The following is an 18,739-nucleotide window of genomic DNA, read 5'->3' on the forward strand; positions in this document are numbered from 1 at the left end:
GCCCGGCGGCGTACGGCCGGAGCGACTCCGGCAAGCGGCTGAACGGCTACGGGCGGAACCGCAGCACCTGCGGGTCGTGGTCGCTGATCTGGTCGGCGAACTCCGCGTTGATGTGCACGCTGTCGAAGGTGAAGTCGCGGTCCTTGCGGATCGACGGGCTGATCAGGATCTGGTCGAGGACCTGGCTGTTGCCCTGGTAGTCGTAGCTGTAACGCTCGCTCCTGGGAAGGGACTTGACGGCCGACCAGAGGGCGCCGTCGGCCTCCAGGAGCTTCGTCGTCGTCGAGAACTCGAAGTCGTTGATGTCGCCGAGCGTGACGACGTCCGCGTTCCGCTGCTTCGCCAGGATGTCCTTGACGAAGGCGTTCACCGCGGTCGCCTGGAGGTGGCGCTGCGTCTCCGAGCTGCGTACCGGCGGCTGGAACTGTGCGTGCAGCGACTGGTCGCCGCCCTTCGACGCGAAGTGGTTCGCGATCACGAAGACCGGCTTGCCGCGGAAGGAGAACTCGCCCGCGAGCGGCTTGCGGCTGTTCGTCCAGGCCGCGTTCGCCGGGTCGACACGGCCCGGAGAGGCCGTCAGCTGCGCCTTGCCGCGCACCTTCGTGACCCCGACGGCCGTCGTGGCGTCGCCGCCCGCGCGGTCGACGAAGGAGACGCGGGCCGGGTTGTAGAGGAACGCCTGGCGGATGTTGCCGCCCGGCTCACCGCCGTCCGCCAGGTCCACCGGGTCGATGGACCGCCACGCGTAGGCCGGTCCGCCGGCGGCGACGATCGCGTCGGTCAGCTTCTTCAGCGTCAGGTCGGCGGCGACCGTACCGTCGTTCGTCGCGCCGTTGTTGTCCTGGATCTCCTCCAGGGACACGATGTCGGGCGACTGCAGGTGATCCACGATCGCGGCCGCGTGATCGGCGAACGTGCTGTCGCCCGGGTCGAGGTTCTCGACGTTGTACGTGGCGACCGCCAGCTCCGTGCGCGACTGCCTGCGGGTCGTCTCGCGCTCCAGGCCGCCGGCCTCGACCGTGCCGATGGTGCGGGCGGTCAGCGTGTAGCCGCCGAACTGGTTGTAGTCGAGCGGGCCCTCGGTGGTGCCCTTCAGGGTGTCCCCGACGTTCGCCGTCGGGAACGGCTGCGTGGCGGTCGGTATCAGCGACTGGATCTGCAGCCGGCCGGTGTTCTGCGCCGAGTACGAGCCGTACACCGTGCCACCGCGGCGGTTCGGGTTCTCGTGCGGCTTGACCGTCACCCAGAGTTCCGAGAACGGGTCGGTCGCGGTGACCACGCGCGACGAGCCGATCGCGACGTTCATGCCCTCCAGGGACTCGTAGAAGTCGAGGGCGTACTTCTTCGGGCGCAGCGTGAGACCGTTCACCGAACCGCCCGCTGCCGGGTCGCCCTCGGGCGCGTACGCGGCGGGTACCGAACGGCTGTTGACGACGGTGGCCGCGGGCAGCGCGTTGCCGCTCGACAGGACCGTGACCGTCGGACGGGTGATCTCGGTGACCGACTGGTTGCCGGTCGAGGCACCGCCCGGCACGAACTCCGTGACCGTGCCCGAGACGGTGACCGAGTCGCCGACGGCGACCTTCGGCGTGGAACTGGTGAAGACGAATACGCCCTCACTGGTGGCCGGGTCGGCGTCCGGGGTGAGGCCCTGGATCCAGAAACCGCGGGACGAACCATAGGTCCGTACGCCCGTGACGATGCCGGCCACATCCGTGACCTGCTGACCCGCGAGCGGGGAGGTCCGGGTGGAACCCTGGATGTCATGGACGGCCACGGCGTCCGCCGCGTGGGCGGGGGCCGTGACGACCACCGAGGAGACCGTGGAACAGACGGCTGCGACGGTGAGCGCGGCGATGCGTGCGGAAGACTTGCTCGGCAACGAAATCCCTCCGGGGACGTGCGTGGGCGCCGGGACGAGGGTGGGACAAGGATGGGACGAGGGTGCTGTCTCTCTTGTCTACGCGCGTCAATCTCGTGTCTGGTCAGGGCACTTGTCAAGGTTTCCTGGCTTAACACTTCTGACAGGTTCATGAACCGGGCGGCATGGGCCCAAATCCGTCTAGGCTGAGGTCGTGTTTCCGGGCGGCCGGAGGGTGTTCTCCCGGGCGGCCCCGGGGCATCGCGTCGTGCGTCCGGACGGGCGCCGGACACGCGAGGTGCGATGCGTCCAGACGGGCGCCGAGATACGAGATCGACGTCCGTTCGTCCTAGGAGAACCAGCCGATGTCAGACAGCTCCCCCCTGCCGCCGGTGCGTCTGCACTCCGAAGCGGAACTCGCACGGGACGCGCTCGCCACACCGCTCCTGTCGCGCGCCGTGCGGCTCGCCCGCTGGGCCGGCCCGGACACCCGGGTCGGCGCCGGAGGCGAACTCGTCGAGGAACAGCTCGCGGCCGCCGCCGCGGAACTGGCACTCGACGGCGAGGACGCCGCGGCCTACGCCAGCGAAGCCTGGCGGGTGGCCGTGGACACCGGGCTCGTCGCGGTCGTGGACGAGGAGGAGGGCACGGTCGCCGCCGGCGCCGAGCTGACCCTCGTCCTCTCCGGAGCACCGCAGGACGTGCTGGGACTGTGGCTCGGCGCCCTGGACACGGTCCTTGCCGACGCGAGCGTGCCCGACCTCGACGACCTCGTGGAGGCCATGGACGAGGGCGGCGAGATCGACTTCTCCGCGCTGGACTGGGACCCCGAGGCCGAGGCCGAGTTCCTCGACGGTGTCCTCGGCAACCTCTATCTGCTGACCGCCAGCGAGGACGGGCCCGGCGACGGTCCGGTGCCGCTGCCCGCGCTCGCCGCGTCGATGATCGTGCCCGACGACATGGGGGAGCCCACCAACGACGTCCTGGAGCAGGTGTCGGACGCGATGATGCGGCTCGACGACCAGTTCCGGGTGCTGGAGCCGGTGGGTCTCGTCGACTTCCAGCCGGTCGACGAGGCGCTCATGGCCGAGGTGGGGGACGAACCGGCCCCGGTCGATGCGTCCGCCACGGCCGTGGACGACACGGACGTCTCCCGGTACGGGATGGTGCGGCTCACCCCGCTCGGCGTGTACGGCATCCGGGCGCGGCTCCTGGAGGCCGGATTCGCGGCGCCCGCCGTCGGCGACCTCGCGGACAAGGGCGCCGACGTGCTCCTCGACAGCACGTCCGCGTTCCCGCCCATGGCCGCGCAGGCGGAGACCGAGCAGTGGCTCGCCCGGCGCGAACCCCTCGCCGCTGCACGCGAGTTGCTCGCCGCGGCACGCGGGGCCGACGCGGGGGCGCCGCTGCGGCGGCTGCGCTGCCAGCAGGCGCTGTCCCTCGTCGGCACTCAGGCCGCGCCCGCGCTGCACGAGGTGCTCGACGACGGCGAGCTGGGCGGGCTCGCGCGGGTCTGGCTCGCCGAACGCGGGGTTGCGGACGTGCCCGCGCCGTCCGAGGAGATGGTCTTCTGGCTGACCGTCGACACGATCGCCGCGCAGCTCGCCGCGGAGGGGAACTCCGAGGAGTTGCAGGCGCTGGTGGAAGGGCTTGCGGCGCAGCACGGGTCGTTCTTCGCCGCGGCGTGGCGGGTGGAGCATCCCGCCACGCCGGATGTGCTGGAGGCGATGGGGCGGCTGCATCCGGACAAGAAGGTGGCGAAGGAGGCGCGGAAGGCTGCGTTCAAGGCTCGGTCGCAGCAGGGTCAGTGACGCGGGGGCCAGGCCCCCGGGCCCCCTTGCCCCCGGTCCTCAGGCGCCGGACGGGCTGGGGGTTCGTCTGCGGGTTCGGTGGGGGCGGGCCCGAAGGATTGCGCAGTTCCCCGCGCCCCTGGGTGTCTCAGCCTGTCCGGCGTTTGAGGACGAGCGCGTAGCGCGATACGGGGGCGAGGGGGCGGAGCCCCCATGTGTGGATGGGAATGGGTAGGGGCGGCGGGGGCGAGGAAAAGCGAGGTCAGGGGTCCGTGGGGTCGTCCATGGAGAGGACTCGGACCGGGATGCCCTCCAGGGTGTCCGGGATCGTGTCCTCGGGGCGCAGCCCGTCACGGGGCACCTTCCGCGTGACGAACACGACGACGACATCCTCCCCGGACTCCTCGTCACGCCCCGTCCCGACCCCACTCACATGGGCCATCGCCAGCAACCGCTCCTCATGCAGATGACGTGCCTCACGTGCGTCCACTGCGGCTCGCCTCCCATGCGCCGTACGGTCGTGCCGGTCGGTTCCTGGTTTCGAGATTATTCCGGTCCGCGGTTCGGACGCGAGGGCTGATGGGCCGTATGGGGGGCGTGGGGCGACAGGGGCGGATCGGTGCCCGTTCACACAACGGGGGTCCGGAAAGTCGGACGGCGTTCAACCGGCGTTAAGTCACGGGCGGGACCGTGTGGCCGACCCCCGGGTCCGCCGCTCCTCGCCCGCCGCTTACCGCTCGCCACGGTCACACTCCACCGTCACAGGAGACAGCATGTCGCTCACCCGCAGGGACTTCGCCAGACGATCCGCGATCACCGGTGCCGGTGTCGCCCTGATCGGCAGCGTCGGCACGCTCGCCACCGCGCCCGGCGCCCTCGCGTCCACGGACACCGAGACCTCGGGCGACGACGGCTACGGCGAAGGTGACGCCGGCGAGCGGCACGGCGGAACCGGAGGGTACGGGCCGCTGCTGCCCGACCCCGAGGGCGTCCTCGCGCTGCCCGCCGGGTTCTCCTACCGCGTCGTCACGTACAGCGGGAGGACCAAGCTGGAGTCGGGCGAGTACACCCCCTCCAACCACGACGGCACGGCCACCTTCGACGGTCCGCGCGGCACGACCCTCCTCGTCAACAATCACGAGCTGAAGGGCCCGCGCGCCAACTGGACGTACCCGGTGCCACTGACCGAGGGCCTCGTCTACGACCCGGCCGCCTCCGGTGGCTGCACGGTCGTCGAGGTGCGTCCCGGCGGCGCGGTCGCCGAGTGGGTCGGCATCGCGGGCACCTCCACCAACTGCGCGGGCGGCAGCACCCCGTGGGGCACCTGGCTGACCTGCGAGGAGAACTCCGACCGGGCCGGCGAGAACGGCATGACCAAGGACCACGGTTACGTCTTCGAGGTCGACCCGGGCGACCGCCGGGCCAACCGCGACCCCAAGCCCCTGAAGTTCTTCGGCCGCTACGACCACGAGGCCGTCGTCATCGACCCGAAGCGCGGCCACGCCTACCTCACCGAGGACGACTCCGAGCCCAACGGCCTGTTCTTCCGCTGGAAGCCCCCGCACGGCTTCACGCACGGCCGCGGCAGGTTCCGTACCCTCGCCGACGACGCCGGGGTGCTCCAGGCGCCCAAGTGCTACGACTCCGGCGGCCGTTACGTCGACGACCTGTCCCGCGCCACGAAGATCGGCACGGTGTACGGCGTCGACTGGGTCGACGTGCCCGACCGGGACGGGAAGACCGTTCCGGTGCGCGAGCAGTTCGACACCGGCGAGGTCACGCGTGCCCGCAAGCTCGAAGGCATGTGGTGGGGCGACGGCGGCGCGTACATCGTGTCCTCGTACGCCCGTGACGAGAGCCCTGTCCAGCACGACGGGCAGGTCTGGTTCTACGACCCCAAGCGGCGCACGCTGACCCTGAAGGTGCTGCTCGGGGTGAACCCCGACCCGTCGAAGGACGGTGCCTTCGACGGTCCGGACAACATCACCGTGTCCCCGTACGGTGGACTTGTGATCGCGGAGGACGGCGAAGGCGTCTCTCATCTTTTCGGTGCGACGGACAGCGGGCGTACCTATCCCATCGCCCGCAACGACCTGAACATCGGCACCGCGGAGGAGCCCGAGTTCAGCGAGTTCACCGGCGTCACGTTCTCGCCCGACGGAAAGACCCTGTACGCCAACATTCAGGTGCCGGGCATCATGGTGGCGATCAAGGGGCCCTGGAAGCGGCAGAAGCGGCGCTGAAATACGTTCCCCGCAGCGGGGATTTAATCGGTCGCCCGGTTCATGATGCGCCTTCTACAGTGGACAACGTCCAGGTGTGGAGGGCGGAATCCGCTCCGCCGGATCTGGACACACAATTTCAGGCACCTCCCGGTGCGATGGCTGCGGCTCCTTCTCTTCCAAAGAATCCAGGCCGCAGCCGACTTGATCTCGGGAGGCGCAGCAAAAGGTGTGTGCCCGGTGCGCAGGCAGCGGTTACTTCATTGGATCGGACTGTTGCGGGTTCAAGTCCCGTCATCGGCCTCGGGCCGGTGTAGCTCAATTCGGTAGAGCATCTGGAAAAAGTCCGCCGCCGACCCTTGAACTCGGGCACGCTCCCTTTGCTGCGCCTCCCTCCGGAACATTCATGAATTCGGGGGAATTCACCATGGCGCGGTTCAACACCAAGGCTGCGAAGGCCCGGGGCACCTCGCGTGTCACCTCCACGGGGCGTGTGCTGCGGACGTACGAGGGCGGGCGGGGTGCCGAGCGGGACCCTCGCTCCGAGCTGTTTCTGCTGTCCATCGCCAACTTCGTCGCGCAGAAGACCTTCTACGAGAGCGGTGAGGCGCGCGACGACCGGTTCGCCGCGCTCGTACGGCAGCTCGCCGTCGCGGACCCGTCGTGGACGGCCGCCCTGCTCGACTGGCTGCGCGGCGAGGGCAACATGCGGACCGCGTCGCTGGTGGGCGCCGCCGAGTACGTCAAGGCGCGCCTCGACGCGGGCGCCACGGACGGGCCGGCGAACCGGCAGGTCGTCGCGTCCGTGCTGCGGCGTCCGGACGAGCCCGGTGAGCTGCTCGCGTACTGGACCTCGCGGTACGGGCGGGCCGTGCCCAAGCCCGTGAAGCGCGGGATCGCCGACGCCGTGCGGCGGTTGTACGGGGGCAGGTCGCTGCTGAAGTACGACACGGCGTCCAAGGGGTACCGCTTCGGGGACGTCCTGAATCTCGTGCACGCCGCGCCGGATCCGGAGAAGCCGTGGCAGGGCGAGCTGTTCCGGTACGCGCTCGATCGCCGGCACCACCCCGACACCGCCGTGCCGCCCGTGTCCGACCGGGTGCTCACCGCGCACCGCGAGCTGATGGCTGTGCCGGTGGGGGAGCGGCGAGGGGTCGTCACCTCGGAGGGTGGTGCCCGGCGGCTCGCGGAGGCCGGGATGACCTGGGAGGCGTTGGCGGGGTGGTTGCAGGGGCCGATGGATGCCGCTGCCTGGGAGGCCGTCATTCCGTCCATGGGGAGTATGGCTCTCGTGCGGAACCTGCGGAACTTCGATGAGGCCGGAGTCTCGGACGAGGTGGCTGCTCTGGTCGCGGAGAAGATCAGCGATCCGGCTGAGGTCGCGCGGTCCCGGCAGTTTCCGTTTCGGTATCTCGCCGCGTATCAGCACGCGCCTTCGCTGCGGTGGGCTCATCCGCTGGAGCGGGCGCTCGGGCATTCGCTGTCCAATGTGCCGGCGCTGGGTGGGCGGACGCTCGTCCTCGTCGACCGGTCCGGGTCGATGTTCCACTCGCGGATGTCCGACCGCTCGGAGCTCAACCGGGCCGATGCGGCGGCCGTCTTCGGTGCGGCGCTCGCACTGCGGGCCGAGAAGGCTGATCTCGTCGAATTCGGCACCGGTAGTGGGGTGGTGCGGTTTCGGCGGGGTGAGTCCGTACTGAAGGTACTGGGGCGGTTCGGTGATCTGGGCGGCACCAATACGACTGAGGCCGTGCGCAAGCACTACCGGAAGCATGACCGGGTGCTGATCGTCACGGACGAGCAGGCCACGTACAGCCATTACGGGGATCCGACCGAGCAGGTTCCTGCGCATGTGCCCGTCCATACCTGGAATCTCGCGGGGTATCGGGTGGGGCGTCGGGGGGGGGGCGGGGTCGGGGGCGCGAACCGGCATGTGTTCGGGGGGCTTTCGGATGCCGCTTTCCGGATGGTTCCGCTGCTTGAGGCGGCTCGGGACGCCGAGTGGCCCTGGGCGGGCTGAGCGGCTGAGCGGCTGAGGAGCTGACGGGCTGACCGGCTGAGGGGCGCTTGCGCCTGTGGTGGGTGGGGGCGGGGCCGTGCCGGTGTGTCCGTTCGCAGCCTCCCGTGCGCACTGCCCTGTGTTTCCACGGGGGTGGGCGTTTCCAGCGGGAGCCGTACGCTGCGAACGTGACACACCGGCACGGCCCCGCCCCCGGGTTCGTCGGCGACTGCGGCGCATTGGGGCGGGTGCGTCGGAGAGGGCCGCGCGGTGGGCGGGTGCCGCGTGGTGCTACAGGGCCTGGGCCGAGGGCTTGACCATGCCGCGGACCGTGCGGGACTTGACGAAGTTGCCGAGGGCCGTCATTTCCCATTCGCCGGAGAACTGCTTGATGAGCTTGGCCATCATCACGCCGGTCTGGGGCTCCGCGGTGGTGAGGTCGAAGCGGACCAGCTCCTCGCCCGTGGCCGCGTCCAGGAGACGGCAGTAGGCCTTCGCCACTTCGGTGAACTTCTGGCCGGAGAAGCTGTTCACCGTGAAGACCAGGCCCGTCACCTCCTGGGGGAGGCGGCCGAGGTCCACGACGATCACCTCGTCGTCACCGCCGCCCTCGCCCGTGAGGTTGTCGCCCGAGTGCTTGATCGCGCCGTTCACGATCGAGAGCTTGCCGAAGTAGCAGCTGTCGATGTGGTTGCGTTGCGGGCCGTAGGCGATCACGGAGGCGTCGAGGTCGATGTCCTTGCCTCGGTACGCCGGCTCCCAGCCCAGGCCCATCTTCACCTGGGAGAGGAAAGGGCTGCCGCCCTTGGTGAGGGATACGGTTTGGTTCTTCTGGAGGTTTACTCGGCCCTTGTCGAGGTTGATCTTGCCGGTGGCGGGCGGTGCCACTGGGGGCGCCGGGGGTGCGGGCGGGGCCGCCGGTGTGGTGACCGGGGGTGCCGGCGGGGGCTGGTGGAGGGTGGGGGCGGGCGTGGCCACCGGGGCGGCCGGCTCTTCCACCGTCACTCCGAAGTCCGTGGCGATGCCCGCCAGACCGTTCGAATATCCCTGGCCGACCGCGCGGGCCTTCCATGCGCCGTTGCGCAGGTAGACCTCGACGATGACCAGGGCCGTCTCCGCGCCGAGCTGGGGCGGGGTGAACGAGGCGAGGACCGAGCCGTCGTCCGCGTTGCGGATCGTCGCCGTCGGTTCGATGCCCTGGAACGACTGGCCCGCCGCGTCCGGGCTCGCGGTGACGACGATCTTCTCGATGCCCTGGGGCACGGCTGTCGTGTCGACCGTGATCGAGTCGGGGGAGCTGCCGCCGCCGGAGCGGTACGTCACACCCTGGCCGGACGGCTGGTTGTAGAAGATGAAATCGTCGTCGGAGCGCACCTTGCCGTCGGCGGTGAGCAGCAGGCCCGATACGTCGAGCCGCACCGGGGCGGCGACGTCCACCGTCACGCGGGTGACGGGGAGAGGGATGTTCGAGCCGGGGGTCATAGCTGTCATGCCGGGTGAACGAGCGGACCGGCTTTGCCGTTCCCTTACCAAGTGGGGAATCGGCCGACCGGGTCAGTGGCGGTTGCGGGGGTGGTTGCGGGCGGTTCGTTCGTTGCCGTGTTTGTAGTTGCCCGTCCAGCGGGCCATGACGAGCTGAGGGTCGCCCTTCTCCACCTCCGCGAGGAATTGGGTGGCTCTCGGGCCGCGGAGGGTGGTGGCGGGGCGGGGACCGTGGGTGATCGTGACCGTGTCGTCGGGGTGGTGGGTGTAGGTGAAGCCGTTTGGTTTGGGCATGGGGGGATGTTAGGGCGGGGGGTGGGGGGTGGCCTAAGGGTTTTCGCCCCCGCCGCCCTTACCCGTTCCCATCCCGTCGGGGCTTCGCCCCGGGCCCCGTGGGTGGGTTTTTTTGGGTGCGGGGTCGGTGGGGGCGGGTCTGAAGGATTGCGCAGTTCCCCGCGCCCCTAGGTACCTAGGGGCGCGGGGAACTGCGCAAAGGGGGCTAGGGGGCGCAGCCCCCATGTGGTGACGGGGAGGGTAGGGGCGGCGGGGGCGAGGAAAGGGTTAGGGGATCACCACGATCTTTCGGCCGATGCCTGACGCGAACTGGTCCAGCGCCTGGGGGTACTGGTCCAGCGGCAGGCGGTCGCTGATGAAGATGTCCGGGTCCAGGACGCCCGTGGAGAAGAGTTCCGCCGCGCGCTCGAAGCTGTGGAGCACGGCCATCGAGCCCGTGATCGTGATCTCCTGGTTGTAGATGCGGTACGGGTCGATGGACACCCGCGTCGCGTAGTCGGCCACCCCGAACTGGAGGAACGTGCCGGCTTTGGCGACCCGCTCCAGACCGTCCTGGATCGCCGCCGCGTTGCCCGTGGCGTCGACCACCAGGTCCCACCCCTGCGGCCGGTCCAGCTCGTCGGCGCTGGTCGCGGACGCGGAGACGCCGAGCTTCTGGGCGGTGGTGAGGCGCTGTGCGTTGATGTCGACCATGTCGACGCTCGCCGCGCCCGTCCGCTTCGCGAGCTCCAGCATCATCAGGCCCATCGTCCCGGAGCCGTAGATCAGGACGTGGGAGCCGAGGCGGGAGTTGAGGACGTCGTAGCCGCGTACCGCGCAGGAGAGCGGTTCGATCAGGGCCGCGTCCTGGGTGCGTACGTGCTCGGGGAGCTTGACGCAGTTCGCCACGGGCGCCACCGCGTACTGGGCGGCGCCGCCCGCCGTGGTGACGCCGATCGCGGCCCAGCGCTCGCAGAGGTTGTTGTGGCCCGTACGGCAGTAGCGGCACTCGTAGCAGTAGAGGGAGGGGTCCACGGCGACCTGGTCGCCGACCGAGAGCTCGGTGACCTGCCGGCCCACGCCGACCACCTCGCCCGCGAACTCGTGGCCCGGGACGATCGGCAGCTTGGGTGCGAACTCGCCCTGGAGGATGTGCAGGTCCGTGCCGCACAGTCCGCAGGCCGACACCTCCACGACGACCTCGCGGGGGCCTGGCGTCGGGTCCGGGACCTCGGAGACGACGGCCTTTCCCACGGACTCGATGACGGCGGCCTTCATTTGACGGCTCCCAGCGAAAGGCCCTGGACCAGTTTGTCCTGGGCGGCGAACCCTGCGGCGAGCACCGGCAGGGAGACGACGAGCGACGCGGCGCACACCTTCGCCAGGAACAGGCCCTGGCTGGTGATGAAGCCGGTCAGGAAGACGGGGGCTGTCTCCGCCACCACGCCTGTGAGGACCCGGGCGAACAGCAGTTCGTTCCAGCTGAAGATGAAGCAGATGAGGGAGGTGGCCGCGATACCAGGGAGGGCGATCGGAGCCACGACCCGGGTGAGGATCGTGGGGAGTTTGGCGCCGTCTATCTGCGCCGCCTCGATGATCGCCACCGGGACCTCGGAGAGGAAGGACTGCATCATCCACACCGCGATCGGCAGGTTCATCGAGGTGTAGAGGATGACCAGGAGCCAGATGTTGTCCAGCATCCCGGTGTTCTTCGCGAAGAGGTAGATCGGCAGGAGGCCCGCGACGACCGGCAGCATCTTGGTGGAGAGGAAGAAGAAGAGGACGTCCGTCCACTTCTTGACCGGGCGGATGGAGAGCGCGTACGCCGCGGGGAGGGCCAGGATCAGGACCAGGAGGGTCGATGCCAGGGACGCCACCGTCGAGTTGATCAGGGACGGCCAGGGGCTCGCTCCGCCGCCCGCGCCGAAGAACTCGCGGTAGCCGTCGAGGGTCAGGGGCGCCGCGAAGGACGGTGGATTCGTCGCCGCGTCCGACTCGGAGTGGAAGGACGTCAGGGCCATCCAGGCTATGGGCAGGAAGAAGACGATGCCGGCCAGCCAGGCGACCAGGCCGAGGCCCCGTCCCTTGGGGCGGCGGGGGGTGGGATCGGCGGACGTGGTGCTGCTGGGACGGGCTTGTACGGCTGTGGCGCTCATGCGCGGCCCACCTCCTCGCGGAACAGGGACGAGACCACGCGCAGCGCGAAGGTCGCGATGATGATCGAGCCGATGACGACCAGGACGCCGGCCGCCGAGGCGAGGCCGTTCTCGTGGGCCTGGTAGAAGGTCTGGTAGACGGTGTAGGGGAGGTTCGCCGTGCCCAGACCGCCGGACGTGATCGTGAAGACCGCGTCGAAGTTCTGCACGATGTAGATCGAGCCGAGCAGGGCGCCCAGTTCGAGGTAGCGGCGCAGGTGGGGGAGTGTGAGGTAGCGGAAGATCTGCCAGCCGCTGGCGCCGTCGACCCTCGCCGCCTCGATCTGCTGGTGGTCCCGGCTCTGCAGGCCCGCCAGCAGGATCAGCATCATGAAGGGCGTCCACTGCCAGACGAGGGACGCCTCGATGGCGAGCAGCGGGGTGTTGGAGATCCAGTCGGGCTGTGGGCCGCCCACATAGTGCAGCAAGCCATTGAGCAGGCCGTACTCGGGGTTGTAGAGCACATGCTTCCAGAGCAGGGCCGCCGCTACGGGCACCACCAGGAAGGGTGCGATCAACAGGGTGCGGACCAGGCCGCGGCCCCGGAACTTGCGGTCCAGGAGGAGGGCGAGACCCAGGCCCAGGACCAGGCTGGTCAGGACGACGCCGACGGTGAGCAGGATGGTCGTCCAGACCGACTTGCGCAGGGCCGCGTCGGTGAGGACCTCCGTGTAGTTGCCGAAGCCCGTGAAGCTGCGGGCGTCCGGGTAGAGGGAGTTCCAGTCGAAGAAGGAGATCACCAGCGTGGCCACGAACGGCAGCTGGGTCACGGCGATCATGAAGATCAGGGCGGGCAGGAGCGGGGCCCGGGTCGCCCAGGCGCGCATGCGGCCGGAGGGCTGCCTCTTCTGCGTGTGTACGGATGGTGCGGCCACGGGGGCTGTCGTTGTCGCGGTCATCGTCCCTCGTACTCCTCGGCAATCTCCTCGGCCAGCTTCTGGGACTTCTTCAGGGCCGACTCGACGGACTGGCGTCCGGCGATGGCCGCGCTGATCTCCTGCGAGACCTTGGTGCCGAGATCGGTGAACTCGGGGATGCCGACGAACTGGATGCCGGGCGCGGGCCGCGGCTGTACGCCGGGGTCGGTGGGCCGGGCGCCCTCGATGGCTTCCTTCGTCATCTCCTGGAAGGCGCCGGCCTCCTTGCGGTAGTCGGCGTTCGTGTAGGTCGAGGCGCGCTTGCCGGCCGGCACGTTGGACCAGCCGATCTCGTCGCCCACCAGCTGCTCGTACTCCTTGCTGGACGCCCAGGAGACGAACTTCCACGCCTTGTCGGGGTTGCGGGAGGCGTCCTGGATGCCCCAGGCCCAGGTGTAGAGCCAGCCGGAGGACTCCGTCTTGTCGACCGGCGCCGGGGCGTACCCGATCTTGCCCTTGACCGGGGACTTCGCCGACTCCAGGGAACCGGCCGCGGACGTGGCGTCGTACCACATGGCGACCTTGCCCTGGGTCAGGTTGTTGAGGCACTCGGCGAAGCCGGACTGGGCCGCGCCGGACTCGCCGTGCTTGCGGACGAGGTCCACGTAGAACTTGGTCGCCTTCTCGAACTCGGGGGAGTCGAGCCGTGCCTTCCAGTCCTTGTCGAACCAGGTGCCGCCGAAGGTGTTCACGACGGTGGTGAGCGGGGCCATGATCTCGCCCCAGCCGGGCAGGCCGCGCAGGCAGATGCCCTTCATGTCCGCCTCGGCGCCGTCGGTCTTGGCGGCGAGGTCGGCGACCTCGTCCCAGGTCGGGTTGGCGGGCATCTTCAGGCCCTTCTCGGCGAACACGTCCTTGCGGTACATCAGGAAGGACGACTCGCCGTAGAAGGGCTGTCCGTAGAGCTTGCCGTCCTCCGCGGTGAGGGACTGGCGCATGGGCTTGAGGACGTCCTGCTCGTCGTAGCCCGGGTCCTTGGCGACGTACGAGTCCATCTCGTGGAGCCAGTCGTTCTTGGCGTAGATCGGTATCTCGTAGTTGGAGAGCGTCGCGACGTCGTACTGGCCGGCCTGGTTGGCGAAGTCCTGGCTGATCTTGTCGCGGACGTCGTTCTCCGGCAGCACGGTGAAGTTCACCTTGATGCCGGTCTCCTTGGTGAAGTGGGCCGCGGTGAGTTTCTGCAGCTCCACCATCTGCGGGTTGTTGACCATGAGGACGTTGATGGAGTTGCCACCGGAGCCCGCACCGCCCGCTCCGGCCCAGCAACCGGAGAGCAGCGGGGCGAGCAGCGTCCCTGCGGCGGCCGCGGCGAACATCGCGCGCGGCCTCCGTCGGCTCTGGGTTCGCATGGATCACTCCTGGATGTATCAGTACAAATGGGATGACATGGGGAAGGCAAGGGGATGGCAGGGGCTCGCGAGGGACCTGCAGGGGGAGTGTGGTGCCGCTGTAGTGGGTCGGTTCGGTCGGGTTTTCGGACTCCTGGGTCAGACTCGGATGACCTGAGGGCCCTGCATCGAGTAGCGGTGGGCCTCGGAGGTGGGGAGGAACGTACTGGTGACGATCGCCTCCAGGGCGCCGATCTCCGCGAAGCGGCAGAAGCTGACGGCGCCGAACTTGGTGTGCACGCCCGCGAAGACCGTGCGGCGCGCGGCCCGGATGGCCTGGGACTTGACCTCGCTGACGGCCGGGTCGGGGGTGGTGAGGCCGTGTTCGCGGGAGATGCCGTTGGCGCCGATGAACGCCAGGTCGATGACGAAGCCCGCGAGCATCTTCGTCGTCCAGTGGTCGACGGTGGCCAGCGTGCCGGGCCTGACCCGGCCGCCCAGCAGCAGGACCGTCTTGTTGTCGGCCTCGGCGAGCGCGCCCGCGGTGGCCAGGGACGCGGTGACCACGGTCAGTGGCCGGTCCCTGGGCAGTGATTCGGCGATGAGCTGGGGGGTGAAGCCCTCGTCGACGAAGACCGTCTCCGCGTCCCCGAGCAGCTCGGCCGCGGCTGCGGCGATCCTGCGCTTCTCGGGTACGTGGCTGGTGGCGCGGAAGGCGAGCGTCGTCTCGAAACCGGCGCTCTCCACGGGGTAGGCGCCGCCGTGGGTGCGGCGGACGAGGCCGTGGTCCTCCAGGGCGCGCAGATCGCGGCGCACGGTCTCCCTGGCGACGCCCAGCTCGTCCGCGAGCTCGTTCACGTCGACGGCGCCCGTGCGCCGGGCGGTCTTCACGATCGCCCGTTGCCGTTCTTCCGCGCTCATGCCCGACACCCGCTTCCGCTCCCTTGCGTACGTGCCTACTGCCCGTTCGGGCCCGTTCGACCCTTGGGGGAAGTTCTACAGCGGGTACGCGCCACTGACCAGGTCTGTTGCGGGTCCGATGGCGCCCGTGTGTGCCCGTTGGGTGAGACGGGCGCCCGCTGCGGACCTGCGGCGGAGCGTAATTCGGGCAGGGGGCGTGCCCGAACGGCAGAGCGGACGGGCCCGTTCGGTGCCCGTCCGCCCTGTGAGGTCGTCCGTATGGAGTGGCTGGAAGTGTCGGCGGGGCCCGCTGCGGGCGGCCGGGAGCGTCAGTAGGGCCACACCGGGGGGTTGGTGACGAAGGCGCCGCCGAGGCAGGCGTGGTCCGGGTTCGCCGGGTCCAGTTCGCCCTGTTCCGCGATCAGCTTCTCGGCGTACTGCTCGGAGTCGTCCTGCGGCTCGTAGCCCAGTGCGCGGGCGGTCGACAGGTCCCACCACAGGCGGGTGTTGGCGGAGGAGCCGTAGACGACGCTGTGGCCGACCTGCTCGGCGGTCAGGGCCGCGTGGAGGAGGCGGGCGCCGTCGCCGGGGCTCATCCAGACCGACAGCATGCGTACGGTGGTCGGCTCCAGGAAGCAGGAGCCGATGCGCACGGAGACGGTCTCCAGGCCGTGCTTGTCCCAGTAGAACTGCGCCAGGTCCTCGCCGAAGGACTTGGAGAGGCCGTAGAAGGTGTCCGGGCGGCGCGGGGTGTCGATGGGGATGAGGGCGCCCGGCTCGTGGGGCGCCTCGCCCTCGGGGCGCGGGGTGAAGCCGACCGCGTGGTTGGAGGAGGCGAAGACGACCCGCCCGACGCCTTCCTCGCGCGCGGCCTCGTACAGGTTGTACGTGCCTTCGATGTTCGCCTTCAGGATCTTCTCGAAGGTGGACTCCAGGGAGATGCCCGCGAGATGGATGACGGCGTCCACGCCGCGCACGGCCTCGCGCAGGGCCTTCTTGTCGCCGAGGTCCGCGGTGATCGCGTCGGGCTCGCCCTCGATGGGCCGTATGTCGAGGAGGCGCAGTTCGTAGCCGTAGGCGGGGAGCAGTCCGCGCATCAGGGTGCCGAGGCCGCCGGCGGCGCCGGTGAGCAGGACGGTGCGGGGAGCGGTGCGCGGAGCGGGCATCCTCGGGTCTCCTAGAATCAGCAGCCGTATGCATATGCGTAAGCGTGTACGGCATTCACATCCATGGACACGCTATGGATCGTTCGCCGCTCACGTCAAGTGTCGCGCGAAGGGTGGGAATCCGCTGTCGGTCGCGCTCATTTCCGGTCCTTTCTTCCTCCGGATTTCCCCCAGTCTTCCTCCGGAACTGCTCCGGGAATGCGGGTTTGCCCGCTTGACCGGTCCCGACGGCGAGCTCTAGCGTGGGCGAGTTCAGAGATATGGACGCACATCAGAAACGTGCACGGGTGGCGTGTGCGTACATGCTCTAGGGAGAGCCCGTGTCGTCAGCCCCCCTCGCCGCTCGACTCAGTATCCCCAGCGGGCCGCTGTTCTTCCCCGTCACCGCGTACGACCGTGACGGAGCCATCGACCTGGACGTCTACCGCGAGCACGTCCGGCGGGGCGTCGAGGCCGGTGCCGCCGCCGTCTTCGCCTGCTGCGGCACCGGCGAGTTCCACGCGCTCACCCCCGAGGAGTTCCAGGACTGCGTCCGGGCCGCCGTCGAGGAGACCGCGGGCCGGGTGCCCGTCGTCGCGGGCGCCGGCTACGGGACCGCCCTCGCGGTGCGGTACGCGCGGCTCGCCGAGGAGGCCGGCGCCGACGGACTGCTCGCCATGCCGCCGTACCTCGTGGTCGCCGGGCAGGAGGGACTGCTGCGGCACTACACCGAACTGGCCGGCGCCACCTCGCTCGACATCGTCGTGTACCAGCGCGACAACGCCGTGTTCACCCCGGAGACCGTGGTCGCGCTGGCCCGCACCGAAGGGGTCATCGGCTTCAAGGACGGCACCGGCGACCTCGACCTCATGCAGCGCATCGTCAGCGCCGTACGGTCCGAGGTACCGGGCGAATTCCTGTACTTCAACGGGCTGCCGACCGCAGAACTCACCGGCCTCGCCTACCGGGGCATCGGCATCACGCTCTACTCGTCCGCCGTCTTCTGCTTCGCGCCCGAGATCGCCCTCGCCTTCCACCGCGCCTTCGGTTCCGGCGACGACGACACCGTCAACCGGCTGCTCGACGGCTTCTACCGGCCGCTCGTCGAACTGCGCGCCCAGGGTCGCGGTTACGCCGTCTCGCTCGTCAAGGCCGGGGTACGGCTGAGGGGGCTCGACGTGGGCGAGGTACGGCCGCCGCTGCACGAGCCGTCCGAGGACCACCTCAAGCAGCTCGCCCAGCTGATCGAACGCGGCCACGCGCTGCTGGAGGAGGCCAAGTGAGGGCATCGGCCTTCGTCTACCCGTGGGACGTCAACGGCGACCCCGGGGCGGCGGCACGCATCGCCGGACTCGGCGTACGGCAGGCGACGCTCGCGTCCGCGTACCACTCCACGCGCGCGCTGACCCCCCGGCACCCCCGCCACCGCATCGTCACCGCGCTGCACGCCGCCGTCCTCTACCCGCCGGACGCCGGACGCTGGCAGGGGCGCAGGCTGCGACCGTACGCCGCCGGGGACTGGGCGCCCGGCGACGCGTACGGGGAGGCCACCGAGGCCCTCGCGGAAGCCGGGCTCGACGTGCACACCTGGGTGGTCCTCGCGCACAACTCCCGGATGGGCGAGGAGTTCCCGGACACCTCAGTGGTCAACGCGTACGGAGACCGCTACCCCTGGGCCCCCTGCATCGCGCAGCCCGAGACGCGCGCCTACCTGACCGACCTGGCCGTCGAGGCGGCGGTCCGGCCGGGAGCGGCGGGCACGGAACTCGAATCCCTGGGCTGGTACGGGCTCCCGCATCTGCACGCCCACGACAAGACGTCCGGTGTGGCGCTCGGGGACGCCGGGACGTACCTGATGTCGCTGTGCTTCTGCCCGTCGTGCCGCGACGGGTATACGCAACTGGGTCTCGACGCCGACCAGTTGGCGTCGGCGGTTCGGCGCGCCCTGGAGCCCGTGTGGCGCGGCGAGACGCCCGCCGGGGGCTGGGAGGCCGTGGAGAAGCTGCTGGGCGGCGACCTCGCGACGGCCACGCGCGCGTGGCGTGACTCCGCCGCCCGCTCCCTCCAGACGGACGTCGTCGCCGCCGTCCGGGCGGCGGCCCCCGGCGGCTTCCGGATCCTGCTGCACGCGGACCCGGACTCGTACCACGTGGGCGCGAACGCCGGTGTGGACCCGCGGCACATCCTGGCGGTGGCCGACGGAGTGGTCGTGCCGTGCGGGGGAGGGTCCGGGCTGCTGACCCCCTTCGCGGCACACGCCGCAGAGGGAAACGTGCTGGCGGCCAACTTCCCCGTGGTGGCGGGAATGGGCGGCAGCCCCGGGACCCTCTACGAGGATGCGACACAGGCAGCCGGCCGAGGAGCCACCGAACTGCGGCTCTACCACGCGGGATTGGCGTCGGAGGAGGACTTGACCTTGGTGGAGCAGGCGCTGGCGAGGCTGGACCGACGGCGGGGCTGAAAAGCAGGGGCGACCCCCGTTGTTCAGGGGCGCGGGGAACGGCGTGGCCGGCCACGTCCGGGCGGCACTGTGACGAGTGGCGCGACCGCCGTTGTTCAGGGGCGCGGGGAACGGCGCGGCCGGCCACGTCCGGGCGGCACTGTGACGAGTGGCGCGGCCCCCGTTG

Annotated in this window: 15 protein-coding genes; 5 read left to right on the plus strand and 10 right to left on the minus strand. The window is 70.0% G+C overall.

The features are described 5' to 3' along the window. Positions 1-46 precede the first annotated feature (46 nt). Positions 47-1,882, minus strand: a complete 1,836-nt coding sequence (locus C6Y14_RS17810; protein ID WP_107017676.1) for an endonuclease/exonuclease/phosphatase family protein — start codon at positions 1,880-1,882, stop codon at positions 47-49. 344 nt (positions 1,883-2,226) lie between these two features. Between C6Y14_RS17810 and C6Y14_RS17815 the strand changes: the two genes are divergently transcribed. After that, a complete protein-coding gene (locus C6Y14_RS17815; RefSeq protein ID WP_107017677.1) occupies positions 2,227-3,672 on the plus strand; it encodes a hypothetical protein in 1,446 nt (481 codons plus the stop codon). A gap of 241 nt (positions 3,673-3,913) precedes the next feature. Here C6Y14_RS17815 and C6Y14_RS17820 read toward each other — a convergent pair whose 3' ends face one another. Beyond that, positions 3,914-4,141, minus strand: a complete 228-nt coding sequence (locus C6Y14_RS17820) for a hypothetical protein (protein ID WP_199854765.1) — start codon at positions 4,139-4,141, stop codon at positions 3,914-3,916. A 283-nt stretch (positions 4,142-4,424) separates the two neighbouring features. Here C6Y14_RS17820 and C6Y14_RS17825 point away from each other — a divergent pair, with 283 nt between their 5' ends. Both C6Y14_RS17825 and C6Y14_RS17830 read left to right on the plus strand, forming a co-directional pair. Beyond that, positions 4,425-5,894 carry an alkaline phosphatase PhoX gene (locus C6Y14_RS17825; protein WP_107017678.1) on the plus strand — a complete coding sequence of 490 codons (1,470 nt, stop codon included), beginning with the start codon at positions 4,425-4,427 and terminating at the stop codon, positions 5,892-5,894. Positions 5,895-6,300: 406 nt separating this feature from the next. Beyond that, positions 6,301-7,893 carry a TROVE domain-containing protein gene (locus C6Y14_RS17830; protein WP_107017835.1) on the plus strand — a complete coding sequence of 531 codons (1,593 nt, stop codon included), beginning with the start codon at positions 6,301-6,303 and terminating at the stop codon, positions 7,891-7,893. 270 nt (positions 7,894-8,163) lie between these two features. On the opposite strand, the gene C6Y14_RS17835 is transcribed toward C6Y14_RS17830, so the two are convergent. The 8 genes from C6Y14_RS17835 to C6Y14_RS17870 all read right to left on the minus strand — a co-directional run bounded on the left by C6Y14_RS17835 (position 8,164) and on the right by C6Y14_RS17870 (position 16,133). After that, on the minus strand, positions 8,164-9,354 hold the full coding sequence (locus C6Y14_RS17835) for a TerD family protein (RefSeq protein ID WP_107017679.1): 1,191 nt from the start codon (positions 9,352-9,354) through the stop codon (positions 8,164-8,166). A 72-nt stretch (positions 9,355-9,426) separates the two neighbouring features. Beyond that, complete coding sequence (locus C6Y14_RS17840; protein ID WP_107017680.1) at positions 9,427-9,648, minus strand: hypothetical protein; 222 nt, start codon at positions 9,646-9,648, stop codon at positions 9,427-9,429. Between the two features lie 267 nt (positions 9,649-9,915). Beyond that, complete coding sequence (locus C6Y14_RS17845; RefSeq protein WP_107017681.1) at positions 9,916-10,905, minus strand: zinc-dependent alcohol dehydrogenase family protein; 990 nt, start codon at positions 10,903-10,905, stop codon at positions 9,916-9,918. Then, positions 10,902-11,783: a carbohydrate ABC transporter permease gene (locus tag C6Y14_RS17850; RefSeq protein ID WP_107017682.1), complete on the minus strand. Its 882-nt coding sequence runs from the start codon at positions 11,781-11,783 to the stop codon at positions 10,902-10,904. Before C6Y14_RS17850 ends, C6Y14_RS17845 begins: the two co-directional genes overlap by 4 nt. After that, positions 11,780-12,721 carry a carbohydrate ABC transporter permease gene (locus C6Y14_RS17855; RefSeq protein ID WP_107017683.1) on the minus strand — a complete coding sequence of 314 codons (942 nt, stop codon included), beginning with the start codon at positions 12,719-12,721 and terminating at the stop codon, positions 11,780-11,782. Before C6Y14_RS17855 ends, C6Y14_RS17850 begins: the two co-directional genes overlap by 4 nt. Continuing rightward, positions 12,718-14,088, minus strand: a complete 1,371-nt coding sequence (locus C6Y14_RS17860; RefSeq protein WP_107017684.1) for an ABC transporter substrate-binding protein — start codon at positions 14,086-14,088, stop codon at positions 12,718-12,720. Before C6Y14_RS17860 ends, C6Y14_RS17855 begins: the two co-directional genes overlap by 4 nt. A gap of 138 nt (positions 14,089-14,226) precedes the next feature. Then, on the minus strand, positions 14,227-14,997 hold the full coding sequence (locus C6Y14_RS17865) for a DeoR/GlpR family DNA-binding transcription regulator (protein WP_107017685.1): 771 nt from the start codon (positions 14,995-14,997) through the stop codon (positions 14,227-14,229). A gap of 299 nt (positions 14,998-15,296) precedes the next feature. Next, on the minus strand, positions 15,297-16,133 hold the full coding sequence (locus C6Y14_RS17870) for an NAD-dependent epimerase/dehydratase family protein (RefSeq protein ID WP_107017686.1): 837 nt from the start codon (positions 16,131-16,133) through the stop codon (positions 15,297-15,299). 320 nt (positions 16,134-16,453) lie between these two features. Here C6Y14_RS17870 and C6Y14_RS17875 point away from each other — a divergent pair, with 320 nt between their 5' ends. Both C6Y14_RS17875 and C6Y14_RS17880 read left to right on the plus strand, forming a co-directional pair. Beyond that, complete coding sequence (locus C6Y14_RS17875; protein WP_107017687.1) at positions 16,454-17,395, plus strand: 5-dehydro-4-deoxyglucarate dehydratase; 942 nt, start codon at positions 16,454-16,456, stop codon at positions 17,393-17,395. Continuing rightward, positions 17,392-18,573, plus strand: a complete 1,182-nt coding sequence (locus C6Y14_RS17880) for a hypothetical protein (RefSeq protein ID WP_107017688.1) — start codon at positions 17,392-17,394, stop codon at positions 18,571-18,573. The genes C6Y14_RS17875 and C6Y14_RS17880 overlap by 4 nt, the downstream gene beginning before the upstream one ends. Positions 18,574-18,739 lie beyond the last annotated feature (166 nt).

This window comes from Streptomyces dioscori, from assembly GCF_003024195.1.
GTDB classification, from domain to species: domain Bacteria; phylum Actinomycetota; class Actinomycetes; order Streptomycetales; family Streptomycetaceae; genus Streptomyces; species Streptomyces dioscori.

Bases quoted from the DNA above. Each gene is read 5' to 3' on its own strand.
- C6Y14_RS17815 (WP_107017677.1), top strand. From the start codon at position 2,227: ATGTCAGACAGCTCCCCCCTGCCGCCGGTGCGTCTGCACTCCGAAGCG.
- C6Y14_RS17825 (WP_107017678.1), top strand. From the start codon at position 4,425: ATGTCGCTCACCCGCAGGGACTTCGCCAGACGATCCGCGATCACCGGT.
- C6Y14_RS17830 (WP_107017835.1), top strand. From the start codon at position 6,301: ATGGCGCGGTTCAACACCAAGGCTGCGAAGGCCCGGGGCACCTCGCGT.
- C6Y14_RS17835 (WP_107017679.1), bottom strand. From the start codon at position 9,354: ATGACCCCCGGCTCGAACATCCCTCTCCCCGTCACCCGCGTGACGGTG.
- C6Y14_RS17840 (WP_107017680.1), bottom strand. From the start codon at position 9,648: ATGCCCAAACCAAACGGCTTCACCTACACCCACCACCCCGACGACACG.
- C6Y14_RS17845 (WP_107017681.1), bottom strand. From the start codon at position 10,905: ATGAAGGCCGCCGTCATCGAGTCCGTGGGAAAGGCCGTCGTCTCCGAG.
- C6Y14_RS17850 (WP_107017682.1), bottom strand. From the start codon at position 11,783: ATGAGCGCCACAGCCGTACAAGCCCGTCCCAGCAGCACCACGTCCGCC.
- C6Y14_RS17855 (WP_107017683.1), bottom strand. From the start codon at position 12,721: ATGACCGCGACAACGACAGCCCCCGTGGCCGCACCATCCGTACACACG.
- C6Y14_RS17860 (WP_107017684.1), bottom strand. From the start codon at position 14,088: ATGCGAACCCAGAGCCGACGGAGGCCGCGCGCGATGTTCGCCGCGGCC.
- C6Y14_RS17870 (WP_107017686.1), bottom strand. From the start codon at position 16,133: ATGCCCGCTCCGCGCACCGCTCCCCGCACCGTCCTGCTCACCGGCGCC.